At 43.8% G+C, this 12,891-nt stretch carries 10 protein-coding genes; 9 read left to right on the top strand and 1 reads right to left on the bottom strand.

Annotated elements, in window-relative coordinates; genetic code table 11:
- Nucleotides 1-83 precede the first annotated feature (83 nt).
- The 8 genes from PAENI_RS29170 (at nucleotide 84) to PAENI_RS29135 (ending at nucleotide 10,574) form a co-directional block, all read left to right on the top strand.
- Nucleotides 84-2,267: a HelD family protein gene (locus PAENI_RS29170; protein WP_149647654.1), complete on the top strand. Its 2,184-nt coding sequence runs from the start codon at nucleotides 84-86 to the stop codon at nucleotides 2,265-2,267.
- 395 nt (nucleotides 2,268-2,662) lie between these two features.
- On the top strand, nucleotides 2,663-2,944 hold the full coding sequence (locus PAENI_RS29165; RefSeq protein WP_042191081.1) for a CD3324 family protein: 282 nt from the start codon (nucleotides 2,663-2,665) through the stop codon (nucleotides 2,942-2,944).
- A gap of 244 nt (nucleotides 2,945-3,188) precedes the next feature.
- A complete protein-coding gene (locus PAENI_RS29160) occupies nucleotides 3,189-4,493 on the top strand; it encodes a replication-associated recombination protein A (protein ID WP_149647653.1) in 1,305 nt (434 codons plus the stop codon).
- A 375-nt stretch (nucleotides 4,494-4,868) separates the two neighbouring features.
- Nucleotides 4,869-5,885: an ABC transporter ATP-binding protein gene (locus tag PAENI_RS29155; RefSeq protein ID WP_076284833.1), complete on the top strand. Its 1,017-nt coding sequence runs from the start codon at nucleotides 4,869-4,871 to the stop codon at nucleotides 5,883-5,885.
- Nucleotides 5,872-6,807, top strand: a complete 936-nt coding sequence (locus PAENI_RS29150; RefSeq protein ID WP_076284832.1) for an ABC transporter ATP-binding protein — start codon at nucleotides 5,872-5,874, stop codon at nucleotides 6,805-6,807. Before PAENI_RS29155 ends, PAENI_RS29150 begins: the two co-directional genes overlap by 14 nt.
- 4 nt (nucleotides 6,808-6,811) lie before the next feature.
- The gene (gene opp4B, locus PAENI_RS29145; RefSeq protein WP_149647652.1) at nucleotides 6,812-7,774 is read left to right on the top strand and encodes an oligopeptide ABC transporter permease; all 963 of its coding nucleotides are present in this window, start codon (nucleotides 6,812-6,814) and stop codon (nucleotides 7,772-7,774) included.
- Between the two features lie 27 nt (nucleotides 7,775-7,801).
- The gene (locus PAENI_RS29140; RefSeq protein ID WP_149647651.1) at nucleotides 7,802-8,707 is read left to right on the top strand and encodes an ABC transporter permease; all 906 of its coding nucleotides are present in this window, start codon (nucleotides 7,802-7,804) and stop codon (nucleotides 8,705-8,707) included.
- Between the two features lie 19 nt (nucleotides 8,708-8,726).
- Nucleotides 8,727-10,574: an oligopeptide ABC transporter substrate-binding protein gene (locus tag PAENI_RS29135; RefSeq protein ID WP_149647650.1), complete on the top strand. Its 1,848-nt coding sequence runs from the start codon at nucleotides 8,727-8,729 to the stop codon at nucleotides 10,572-10,574.
- Nucleotides 10,575-10,984: 410 nt separating this feature from the next.
- On the opposite strand, the gene mnmA is transcribed toward PAENI_RS29135, so the two are convergent.
- The gene (gene mnmA, locus PAENI_RS29130) at nucleotides 10,985-12,106 is read right to left on the bottom strand and encodes a tRNA 2-thiouridine(34) synthase MnmA (RefSeq protein ID WP_149647683.1); all 1,122 of its coding nucleotides are present in this window, start codon (nucleotides 12,104-12,106) and stop codon (nucleotides 10,985-10,987) included.
- A 292-nt stretch (nucleotides 12,107-12,398) separates the two neighbouring features.
- Here mnmA and cymR point away from each other — a divergent pair, with 292 nt between their 5' ends.
- A complete protein-coding gene (gene cymR, locus PAENI_RS29125; RefSeq protein WP_042191066.1) occupies nucleotides 12,399-12,818 on the top strand; it encodes a cysteine metabolism transcriptional regulator CymR in 420 nt (139 codons plus the stop codon).
- Nucleotides 12,819-12,891: the final 73 nt, after the last annotated feature.

The following is a 12,891-nucleotide window of genomic DNA, read 5'->3' as shown; positions in this document are numbered from 1 at the left end:
CAATGGGTATCCTTTTTGCGTGAGAAGAGGGAATGAGGAGAATGAAAATTTAAGCTCGATAAACTTTTAGGAGGTAACTGAAATTGGAAGACAACTTTCAAAGTGCCTATCAAGAGGAAGAAGACAGGCTGAATCAAGCGCTTACTGAGATTGACACCTTACTGGAGAAACTTAACCAGACTCCGGTGTACACGGGACATGATTATACGGAACAGGTGTTAGAAGCGAACCGTGATCAGAAGCGCAAAGATCTTGCCAAGCTTCGGCAGGAGCCTTATTTCGGACGGCTTGATTTTCAGGGCAATGATGAGAAGCAGCGGAAGGCACTCTATATAGGCAAAATCGGCGTAGACCGCGAGCAGGTAAGCGACCGTCCGCTAGTCATCGACTGGCGCGCACCGGTAGCAAGCCTGTTCTATTCGTTTACCGGTGGTACGGAGCCTGCCTCCTATGAAGCTCCTGAGGGGCTGATAGAAGGACTGGTATACCTCAAGCGCAACGTGGTGATCCGGAAGCAGATTCTGGAGCGGGTCGCAGATACGTACAACCGGGAGAGTGACGCACCTGTGGTGTCAGATGAGTTTCTCGTCTATCGCCTGGGTGAGAACAAAGATAATCGTCTCCGTGATATCGTATCGACCATTCAGGAGGAGCAGGACAAGATTATCCGTGCTGCCAAAAATACAGCATTGATCATTCAGGGCGTAGCGGGAAGTGGTAAAACTACAGTTGCACTACACCGGTTAGCCTTTCTGCTGTATCAATACAAAGATCAGGTCTCTGCAGAAAAAATGATTATTTTTGCACCGAACCGAATGTTTCTGGATTATATTTCGGATGTACTGCCTGAACTTGGTGTAGGAAATATTGCCCAGAGCACTTTCCCGGATTGGGCTGCAAATGTACTAGGTCTGGAGCTTCCAGAGCAAGATGCTACGGAGACGATGAACCGTTGGTTCGAAACTCCGGGCGGCATGCCTGTGATTACAGAAGAGACACCTGGACGCTTCAAGGGTTCTACGGTGTTGATGGGAATAATAGAGTCCAGCATCAAGCTATTGGAAAGCAGCTCGGTACCTGAGGGTGATTTTATCCCATGGGAAGGTGCTGTACTGCGCCGCTCCATGATCTTGCGCTGGCATAATGAGGAGTACGCTCCTTATCCGCCAGCGAAGCGTAAGGAACGTGTAATGGCACGGATACATCGCTGGATTGAGATGGAGCTGAAAAAGAGTCCGTCAGCTGCAGCTATGAAGGATCGCAAGAAAAAAGGTGCTGCGCGAGAAAAAGCATACAGTGCAAAATGGCCTAAGTATGATCCGCTGACGATCTACAAGCAAATCTTTCGTGCGGCTAAAGTCCCGGAAGATTGGCCGGTGGATCCACCTGAGAATATTCCAGCAGCTGTGCTGAAGGAAACGGCAAAAGAGCTGAAAAAAGGGATTATACGTGAAGAGGATTTACCACCGCTGTTGTATATTTATTATCTTTTGAATGGGAACGAAGGCGGCGCTCGTTTTGATCATGTGGTGATCGATGAAGCCCAGGATTTCTCCCCCTTCCAAATTGCTGTGCTGGATTTATACGTGCGTGGACATTCCTTTACCATTCTAGGCGATCTGTCGCAGGGTATACACGCTTATAAAGGCGTACACGCATGGGAAGAGATGCAGACCTTATTTGCCCCTGAGAACACGGCTTACCATGCGCTGACACGCAGCTATCGTTCAACCATGGAAATTATAGACTTCGCTAATGGAATTCTATCCTCTGGAGTAGAAAGTTCGTTGTTGGCTGTTCCTGTCTTTCGTAGTGGGGACCCTGTTCGGATGATCGCCTACGGAGAAATAGTGGGAGAACGGGAAGCTGAAGGAAATGCTCGTTTGAGCACTATACAATCGGCACTGAAGTCCCTGTCTGGAAGTGAATATCGTACGGTGGCTGTGCTGACACGTAGTCTACGTGAAGCCACAGAGCTGTACGCTGAACTGGAGCAGCATTTTGAAGATATTCATCTGATCGACGGTAGCATGACGCAATATCAGGGTGGATTATCGGTACTACCTGTGTATTTATCTAAAGGTTTGGAATTTGATGCGGTCATCTTAGCAGATGCCGATCAAGACCATTACGGAGCAACAGCATGGGATGCGAAGCTGATGTATGTAGGCTGTACACGAGCGCTTCACGAGCTGTGGTTACTCCATAATGGGGAAATGCCTTCCTATGTGCAAACGGCGGCTGAAAGCGATTCTGAGGGGAACTAAGACTGGTGGAGAACAGTTATAACTGTTTTTGAACTTGTAACTCCCCTACGGGTATGGCTTAATAATAAGTGTCCGGCCGGGCAAGAACACTTCTGGAAGGAGGCTGAGTGAGATGATTTCAGTATACGAGGTGGTTTCCGTCTAAGACGGAAACCCGCTTAAAGCGAGGAGGCCGTAAGGCCTCCTTATTTCAAAACATGAGATATATGTACCGATTATCCATTAGGATTACGAAATGTGAATTAGAATGTAGACGCTACCAAGAGGTTTTTATATAATGAAATTACGGATTTTTCCAAATATGAGGAGAAGAAAGGAGGCAGGTGACGTGGAAATTACTTTATCAGTAGTTGACGGACGCATAGGAACACACCTGTTGAAGGAGGAAATGCAAGTTGAGTTATGTAAATGGGAAGGATGTGCTCCCCCCTGGCTTGCTCAAAGAGCTTCAGGGATACATCCAAGGTGAACTGCTCTACATCCCGAAGAAAACGGAAGAACGGGTTAGATGGGGCGAGAACAGCGGCTCGAGGAAAGAGATAGCAAACCGCAATGAGGAAATTTTCAGTTGTCATCGAAAAGGCGATTCCGTAGCAGAGCTTCAGAAGAAGTATCATCTGTCGGAAGAGAGCATTCGGAAAATCATATCAAAAATGCGGCTGGCAATAAATTGCTAGCGTACAATTCAAGCATAAACGCCTTTGGCGTCCCTATAAGGACGGTAAGCGTTTATGCGAGAAATAATAAGGATAAAGTATAGCGTGGAACCTATACTTTCGTATATTTTGAAAAAAGAGCATGGCTCCCGCCTTTCTAAGACGAGATCATGCTCTTTTTATTTTTTTGTGAAAAATAAGTCTATGGTATGATAATGGGAGATGTACATTGGCTTTTATAAGAATATAGCAAGGAAGTGGAGTTATGGATTTATTTTCTATGGGAGAGGATAACGGGGGCGGACGGTTGCTTGCGGACCGAATGAGACCGGAGAATCTGGATGAATATATTGGTCAAGAACATATCATAGGCCGGGGAAAGCTGTTGAGAAGAGCGATCGAGGCAGACCAGGTCTCTTCAATTTTGCTCTATGGACCTCCTGGATGTGGCAAAACAACATTAGCTCATATCATTTCTCATCACACACAAGGTGAATTCGTACGCCTGAATGCGGTCGAGGCTTCTGTGAAGGATGTGCGGGAGGTCATTGAACGAGCTCAAAATAATAAAACACTTTATGGTTCTAAGACGATTCTTTTTCTGGACGAGGTGCATCGGTTTAACAGTTCACGTCAGGATGCGCTATTGCCAGCAGTAGAAAAAGGTACCATTACATTTATTGGCGCAACTACGGAGAACCCGTTCCATTACGTTAACGGAGCACTTATGAGCCGTTCTACCTTGTTTCAGCTAGAGGCGCTAACGAGTGAACACAGTCTGGTCGCGATGCGCAGAGCTTTAGCAGACAAGGATAGAGGGCTTGGATTCATGGAGCTTCAGGTCGATGAAGAAGCATTACTGCATATTGCTACCATGGCTAATGGAGATATCAGGCGGGCTTTAAATGCTCTGGAACTAGCAGCGTTAACTACTGCTCCAGAGGTAGACGGGAGTGTGCATATCACGCTGGAGGTGGCGGAAGAGTCGATTCGGCGCCCCATTGTGAAGGCAGATGAATCGACGCAGTATGATGTTTTATCTGCTTTTCACAAAAGCATTCGAGGTTCTAGTGATGCCGCCTTGTTCTGGTTTCTATATGCGGTAGAGAAATTGGGGATGGACCCGATGACTTTTATTCGTCGACTAATTGCAGCGAGCAGTGAGGATATTGGCTTAGCTAATCCCCAGGCTATGGTCCAAGCAGTGAGTGCGCTTGAAGCCTATAGAAATAACGGTTGGCCAGAAGCGAAGCTGAACATTGCGCAAGCCATTCTTTTCGCGGTGGAGAGTCCGAAGTCTAATGCCGTCTATACTGCTATTTCAAATGCAATGGCGAGTATGGATGAGATTAAATCCGCTGAGGTACCGCTACATTTACGTGATACACACTATAAAGGTGCTACTGCACTAGGGCATGAAGGGTATCAATATCCGCATAATTTTCCGGGGCATTATGTGAAACAGGAGTATCTGCCTAAGGAGATTTCTCAGCGTGTCTTTTATCAAGCGACCGAGCAAGGAAATGAAATTAAAATCCGTCACAACCAACGACTCCGACGAGAACAATAGTCCCCTAGAGACTGTGGTATCTTCCATTTTAATGCTAATAAGCAAATAAATTTAATGTAACACGAAAAAATATTTATTCCAAAAAAAGGCGGCCTAGAGCCGTTTTTTTGTTGTCTGCGTTACTTTTAATCACATGAACGAATTTTTTTTATAGGAAAAGATTGATAATTTACCATAAGTTAATTAAAATGAACTACAAAGTTACGGAGAAACAAGTTTTAATTCCGATGGAAGTACTTGTACTATTCTTAATGGTGTTAATAATCATAACAGTCAATGTTTTGAAATGTTTCATGAAAAGAATGCTGTTATATCAAAATTTACATTATATTTCATTGGGTGAATTTTGAAACTTTTGCCGTTAGGGGGATTAATTTGAGCGAAGAATTACTAGAAATTAAGAATTTGTCCACATCGTTCAGAATCGTAGATGACTATTATGCTGCAGTAGACGATGTTACCCTGTCCGTTCGCAAAAATGAGATTCTTGCCATTGTTGGAGAATCCGGCTCAGGAAAAAGTGCGCTCGCCTTTTCAATTATGGGATTGCACACAAGGGCCAAAATAGACGGAGAAATCAAATACAAAGGTCAGGATATCGTTACTATGTCTCCTGCTGCACTCAACAAGCTGCGCGGTCAAGAAATGTCTATGATTTTTCAAGATCCTTTATCCGCTTTAAATCCACTCATGATTATCGGTTCACAGATTGAAGAAGTACTCATCCTACATGATTCCAAGCTTTCGAAGAAGCAAAGAAAAGAGAAGGTCATTGATCTTTTGACCAAGGTTGGAATCTCCCGTCCCGAACATACATATCAGCAGTATCCCCACGAATTATCTGGTGGAATGAGGCAGAGGGTTGTGATTGCTATTGCGATTGCCAACGGCCCCAAGCTTTTGATCGCCGATGAGCCGACTACGGCACTAGATGTAACCATCCAATTGCAAATTCTTGAACTTATAAAAAAATTAAAAAACGATATGCAAGCAGGCATTATCTTAATTACCCATGATCTAGGGGTTGTCAGTGAAATGGCTGACCGGGTTGCGGTAATGTACGCCGGGCAAATCGTAGAAATCGCAGATATTTATACGTTAACGTCTAATCCAAAGCATCCGTATACAAGATCCTTGTTGAACTCCATTCCAACCGTTAAAGAAGAGAAGTCTAGACTTCATGTGATTCAGGGAATTGTCCCACCATTACAGAATCTTCCGCGTAAAGGATGCCGTTTCGCGGCCCGAACACCTTGGATTCCGGAATGGGAGCATGAGGAAAATCCGCAGCTGCATGAAGTAGCCCCAGGGCATTTTGTTCGCTGCACCTGCCATAATAACTTTCATTTCCCGGATACTAACGAGGAGGCAATCTACAATGGGACTTCTTGAGGTTAAAAATTTAGCAGTTCATTTTCCAATCCACGGCGGCGTTTTTCGAAGGGAAATTGGCGTAGTCAAGGCAGTTGATAATGTTAGTTTTACTATTGAAGCAGGCAAAACTTACGGTTTGGTTGGTGAATCCGGATCAGGTAAGACGACTACTGGTCGTGGAATCATTGGACTCAATTCTATCACTAGCGGCAGTGTGATTTTTGAAGGACAGGATTTGGCTTCAAAGGGTGTACGTAAGCAAAAAAATATTCGCAAGGACATTCAGATGATCTTTCAGGATCCGTACTCTTCCTTGAATCCTAAGAAACGTGTGCTGGATATTATTGCTGAACCCTTACGTAATTTCGAAAAGATGTCTCCGGGCGAAGAAAAAAGACGTGTACAGGAATTGCTTTTGCAGGTTGGATTAAGTCCTGAAAATATTCTTAAATATCCGCATGAATTCTCAGGCGGTCAGCGGCAGCGGATTGGTATTGCAAGAGCTATTGCGCTCAAACCGAAGTTGATTATTGCGGATGAACCTGTCTCTGCGCTGGATGTTTCCGTACAGGCACAGGTGCTCAATTTTATGCAGGATATTCAAAAAGAACTGAATCTTACGTTTCTGTTCATCAGTCATGATCTCGGAATCATTAGGCATATGTGTGATCACATTGGGATTATGTATAAAGGACGTCATGTGGAGCAAGGGACTGCTAAAGATATTTTTGACAATCCTCGCCATATTTATACCAAACGTCTAATTGCTGCCATTCCTGATATTGATCCTAAGCAAAGAGAGAAGCAGACGGAGTTTAGAAAATCAGTAAGTTTGGAATATGAACAAGCGCACCGGAATTATTTTGATGAACAAGGCATGCCTTATCCATTGAAATCTATTTCCGAGACTCATCTGGTAGCCTTGCCTGAGAAAGGTTGAGAATATGTGGAAGATTATCGTTCGTAGAATTCTTATTATGATTCCTCAAATATTTCTATTAAGTATTCTTGTTTTTCTAATGGCGAAGGCGATGCCGGGAGATGCATTATCAGGGATGCTTGATCCAAATATTGATCCTGCGGCCATTGATGCGATGAGAGAAAAGCTAGGCTTAAATGATCCATGGTACATCCAGTACTGGGATTGGATCACTAAAGCGATACAAGGGGATTTTGGTCAATCCTTCCGTTTCAAAATGCCTGTATCAGAGCTTATCGGTCAACGCCTCATGAATACCCTATGGCTGGCGATTGTCACACTGATTCTTACATACCTCATTGCTATTCCACTTGGCATTACTAGTGGTCGTTATAACGATTCATGGCTGGATCGCTTGATTACTGGATACACCTATATTGGCTTTGCCGCTCCATTGTTTATTTTCGCACTCTTAATGGTATGGATCTTCGGGTTTCATCTTCATTGGTTTCCTACTAGCGGTAGTGTTAGTCCTGGAGAAGTTCCGGGTACACTCAGCCACTTCTGGAGTAAATTTTACCATCTACTACTGCCCGCGTTATCTATGGCGCTGATTGCAACGGTGGGGACAGTACAATACCTGCGGAACGAGATTATTGATACGAAACAAAAGGACTTTATCCTTACGGCAAGAGCCAAAGGAGCTTCAGAGTCACGGGTCTACAATCGACATATATTGAGAAATTCCTTACTCCCGATTGCTGCATTTTTCGGATATGAGATTACTGGGCTCATCGGTGGTACGGTGTTCGTTGAAAGTATTTTTAGCTATCCGGGTATGGGTATGCTGTTTCTCAGTTCGATAACGATCCGGGATTTCAGCGTAGTAACGGCTCTAGTTCTTCTGTATGGGGTTGCTGCCATCGTGGGTGCGTTGTTATCAGACATTATCTTAAGTATCGTAGATCCGCGTATCCGGATTAAATAAGAAGATGAACACTTTGAGGTGAATGAAATGGCAAAGACAAGCGCAGAGCTAGCTCTGCTGCAGGAAACAGATAAAAGTCCATCAGGCTTCAGAATTGTTTGGCGAGAGATTATGCGGGATAAACTGGCTTTGGTCTCACTGATTTTCCTATTTGTGATTATTGCCGCCGTTTATGGAATTTCCTTATTTTTAGATCAAAAAGAGATTGTTAAGGTTGACTTGTTCGCACTGTATGAGAAGCCTTCAGCTGTACACTGGCTGGGGACCGATTATGGAGGACGGGATGTATTTGGTCAATTAATTATAGGCACACGAAATTCCATGTCGATTGCTTTTATGGTTACTTTTTTTACGGGAATCATCGGTATTCTAGTAGGTTTGTTCTCTGGATACTTTGGGGGAACGATAGATAATATTTCGATGCGTGTTGTAGATTTCTTCATGATCCTACCCTTTCTAATGATTGTTATAGCATTCGTAAGCGCAGTTCCTAAATACAATACGTTGACCTTCTCCTTTATCATGACTGCATTTCTTTGGATGGGGATTGCCAGGTTAATTCGTTCCAAGACGTTGCAAGAGAAGGAACTGGATTACGTTCAGGCATCTAAGACTCTAGGCTCCTCCAATCTTAAAATTATGTTCTCGCAAGTGCTGCCGAACCTAAGCTCAATCATTATCGTAACGATGACTTTGAATATGGCAGCTAATATTGGATTGGAATCCGGCCTATCCTTTCTAGGTTTTGGTTTCCCAGAAAGTACACCCAGTCTGGGTACTCTAGTAAGCTATGCGAGAAATCCGCAAACGCTTGAGTTCAGATGGTGGATCTGGTTACCCGCATCACTGCTGATCCTGGTATTGATGTTGAGTATAAATAATGTGGGTCAAGCGCTTAAACGTGCGACCGACGCAAGACAAAGAAAAGGATAATAAGGGAGGAAATGATTAAATGAGAAAACCCATCCGTTCTAAGGCACTACTAGTTTCATTAATGTTTGTAATGTTGTTTGTTCTTGCAGCCTGTGGCTCCAAGAATAACAACGGAGCGGCTGAGTCAACAGCAGCCCCTAGTGCCAGCGCACCTGCGGAAACCGCAGAGGCAACTGCAGCACCAGAAGCAGAAGACGGACTTTATAACATTAAAGATTTCAGTAATGTTAAGACCAATCAAGGTGAAGCTATTGATGGAGGCTCGATTACTTTTGGACTCGTTTCCGATAGTCCTTTTGAAGGTACTTTGAACTGGAACTTCTATTCCGGAGATCCGGATGCACAAGTGTTGAACTGGTTTGATGAAGGCTTGTTAACATGGGACAAAAACTATGTGTATACGAATGATGGTGCGGCTACTTATGAAGTTGCAGAAGATGGACGTACCTTTACCTTTACAATTCGCGACAATGTGAACTGGCAGGACGGCAAGCCAGTAACAGCCGAAGACTGGTTGTTCGCACATGAAGTCATTGGTAATCCGAAATATGATGGTCCTCGTTACGGTTCCGACTTTACGAATATTGAAGGTATGGATGAGTACCACTCCGGTAAGGCCAAGACCATTTCTGGAATTAAGGTACTGGGTGATAAGAAGCTGCAAGTTACTTATAAGAAATCTACACCTTCCCTGCTAACGGGTAGCGTATGGATTTATCCATTAGCCAAACATATTTTTGGTAGCATGGATGTTGCCAAAATCTCCTCTTCCCCTGAAGTTCGTCAAAAGCCAATTGGCTTCGGTGCTTTTAAAGTGGAAAGCATCGTTCCTGGTGAGTCTGTAGTATTTGTTAAGAATGAAGATTACTGGCGTGGAGCTCCTAAACTGGATAAGGTAATTCTGAAGGTTATCAACCCTACAACGATTGTGCAGGAGTTGAAATCTGGTGGAGTTGATTTAGTGGATTCCTTCCCTGTTGATCAATTCCCGGATAATGCAAAGATGTCAAACGTTGAATTCCTGGGTGCGATTGACCGTGCTTATACGTATATTGGATTTAAGCTGGGGAAATGGGATGCAGAGAAAAAAGTCGTTGCTACCGATCCTAAAGCTAAAATGGCGGATGTGAACCTGCGTAAAGCCATGTGGGCTGCTGTAGACAATGATACAGTGGGTAAGAAATTCTATAATGGTCTTCGCTGGAATGCGACAACTTTAATTCCACCTTCCCATCCGGAATTCCATGATGCTACTAATCCTGGCGTAGCTTACGATCAAGAAGCCGCCAAGAAAATTTTGGATGATGCAGGTTATAAGCTTAATGGTGAATTTAGAACGAATCCAGATGGCAGCGAGCTGAAGATTAATTTTATTTCGATGACTGGTGGAGACATTGCTGAACCGCTGGCTCAATATTATGTACAATCCTGGAAAGCAATTGGCTTGAATGTAACTTTGGAAATGGTAGAGTTTAATACCTTCTATGATCGTATTGGTCAAAATGGTGAGGATGATCCTACCGTTGATGTGTATCAAGGCGCTTGGGGTGTAGGGATTGACGTCGACCCATCAGGTCTATACGGTAAAGATGCAATCTATAACTTCCCTCGTTATGCAAGTGCAGAGAATGATCGTTTGCTCGCCGAAGGGGTTTCCGAGGCAGCGTTTGATGTAGACAAACGTAAAGAGATCTATAAAGAGTGGCAACAGCTCATGGTAAACGAAATTCCAGTATTCCCAACACTTTATCGTGCAGTAGTAGTTCCAGTTAACAACCGTGTCCTGAATTATGCGATTGGTGATGGCACTGGGCTCTACTATAACGACATCGCAGTATCTGCAGATAAAGCTGCAGTAGCTCAGTAAGTAGGAATAGCAGGAATTAGTTTAAAGCAAATGGTAGGATATAGAACAGCAGTTCATGAAGAGATTCCTGAGCTGCTGTTTTTTGTGTACTGTGTTTGGTGTTTCGTTTCTTGTTTCATTTTTTATCTTTCCTTTTGAGTAGCTCTCTTGGCTATTTCTACGCTTTGAAGCTGGCTAATTGTACTTTGTACAACTAAAAACTCACTCTAGAGCTGCAAAGGTAATATAACTGCATTTCATACATCTATTTTCCAGATATATAGACTAATAAGGGTTATCGGGTGATTTTAACTGTACATACTACAACTAAATCGAAAAGGGATTCTGAACACAAGAAATAGCTGTATAAAATACAGCTATTTCTTGTGTTTTCGTATATTAGAGTTAATGTTGTAAGTTATAGAATACACTTAAGCTTGCGCTGAAGGAACAACCTTCTCGGCATATTCTATCGTTCCGCCACCGAGACATTGCTCACCGAGATAGAAGACAACGGCTTGGCCAGGTGTTATCGCTTTTTGTTGAACATCAAAGTCTACGTTTATCGTTCCGTCTTCCCGTGCTGTAAGGGTCACGCCCTGATCAGGCTGGCGATAGCGGAATTTGGCGGTGCATTTTAGCGGCTCAAGACCTAGCTCTTGCCCGTTAATCCAGTTTACACTGGAGGCAATCAGACTAGTGGAGTACAGGCTGTGGTGCTTGTCTCCTTGAACTACATAAAGAATGTTGCGGCTAAGGTCTTTTTCGGCTACAAACCAAGGTTCACCGTTACCGGAGCCACCAATGCCAAGGCCTTGGCGTTGACCCAATGTATAGTACATAAGTCCATCGTGGCGGCCTTTGATTTCTCCAGTTGTTATATCTACCATATCACCCGATTGTGCTGGAAGATACTGGCTGAGGAATTCGCGGAAGTTACGCTCACCGATGAAGCAAACGCCTGTGCTATCTTTTTTCTTGGCAGTATAGAGTCCGGCTTCTTCGGCAATTCTCCGAACTTCCGGTTTCGGAAGATGACCAATTGGGAACATTGCTTTAGAGAGTTGATACTGTCCCAGCGCATTCAAGAAATAGGTCTGGTCTTTATTGTTGTCTACACCGCGGAGTAGCTTGTACACACCATCTTCTTCTATAACACGTGCATAATGTCCAGTCGCTACATAATCGGCGCCAAGCTGAAGGGCTTTGTTCAGGAACTCTCCGAACTTGATCTCTCGGTTGCACATGACGTCTGGATTCGGCGTCCGGCCGGCCTTATATTCATCGAGGAAATAAGAAAATACTTTGTCGAAGTATTCCTTCTCGAAATTAACGGTATAGTAAGGAATATCAATCTGCTCGCATACACGGCGAACATCCTCTGCATCGCTTTCGGCCGTACATACTCCGAATTCGTCGGTATCGTCCCAATTTTTCATGAAGATGCCGATGACGTCATAGCCCTGCTGCTTGAGCAGAAGCGCCGTGACGGAGGAATCGACCCCTCCGGACATGCCGACGACGACACGGGTGTCTTGTTTTGCTTTTGTCATCGTAATCACCATTTCTGTACCTAAAATACCGGTCATTCATGGAACACCCGGCTCAAAATGTATTATAACATACCTGTCTACTGTAAAGCCTAAAATAAGAGGCTGAGAATAGAAAAATGTCCACCAGGGGTGAACATTCTTGCAAAATGTTTCGTTTGCCATTTCATTTGTGACTTCGAATATGATAACATAAACTAAGAGTAATCATCGGAATACCTTGATATTACAAACGCATGACTTACCGAATCAATAGTATACAATAACTAGACACTAAACCGAAAGAGGTGCCCCTTTGAAAATATCAACCAAAGGACGTTACGGACTAACAATTATGATGGAGCTTGCACTGAAATTTGGTGAAGGACCGACCTCACTTAAGAGTATCGCTGAGAAAAATGGACTTTCTGAACACTATCTGGAGCAGCTAATTGCTCCTCTGCGTAACGCAGGACTGGTAAAAAGTATTCGTGGTGCATACGGTGGATACATTTTATCACGTGAGGCTAGTGCTATCACAGCGGGTGACATCATTCGTGTGCTAGAGGGCCCAATCTCTCCAGTAGATTTTACTGAAGAAGACGATGCAGCAAAACGCGATTTATGGCTGCGTATTCGCGATAGCATCGCCGACGTACTAGATTCCACGACTCTTCATGACTTGATTAATTATAAAGAAGAGAGCTTGGCTGACAACTATATGTTCTACATATAGTTAATGTATTTGGAATAAAAAACTTAAAGTTATAGCATTATCGATGTTTAAGCCCCCTTTTTGGGGGCTTTTT

The organism is Paenibacillus sp. B2(2019) (assembly GCF_008370385.1).
In the GTDB taxonomy this organism is placed as follows: Bacteria; Bacillota; Bacilli; order Paenibacillales; family Paenibacillaceae; genus Paenibacillus_AQ.
This window is presented reverse-complemented; position numbering and strand designations above follow the sequence as displayed.

Bases quoted from the DNA above. Each gene is read 5' to 3' on its own strand.
- PAENI_RS29150 (WP_076284832.1), top strand. From the start codon at position 5,872: ATGGGACTTCTTGAGGTTAAAAATTTAGCAGTTCATTTTCCAATCCAC.
- PAENI_RS29160 (WP_149647653.1), top strand. From the start codon at position 3,189: ATGGATTTATTTTCTATGGGAGAGGATAACGGGGGCGGACGGTTGCTT.
- mnmA (WP_149647683.1), bottom strand. From the start codon at position 12,106: ATGACAAAAGCAAAACAAGACACCCGTGTCGTCGTCGGCATGTCCGGA.
- opp4B (WP_149647652.1), top strand. From the start codon at position 6,812: ATGTGGAAGATTATCGTTCGTAGAATTCTTATTATGATTCCTCAAATA.
- PAENI_RS29135 (WP_149647650.1), top strand. From the start codon at position 8,727: ATGAGAAAACCCATCCGTTCTAAGGCACTACTAGTTTCATTAATGTTT.
- PAENI_RS29140 (WP_149647651.1), top strand. From the start codon at position 7,802: ATGGCAAAGACAAGCGCAGAGCTAGCTCTGCTGCAGGAAACAGATAAA.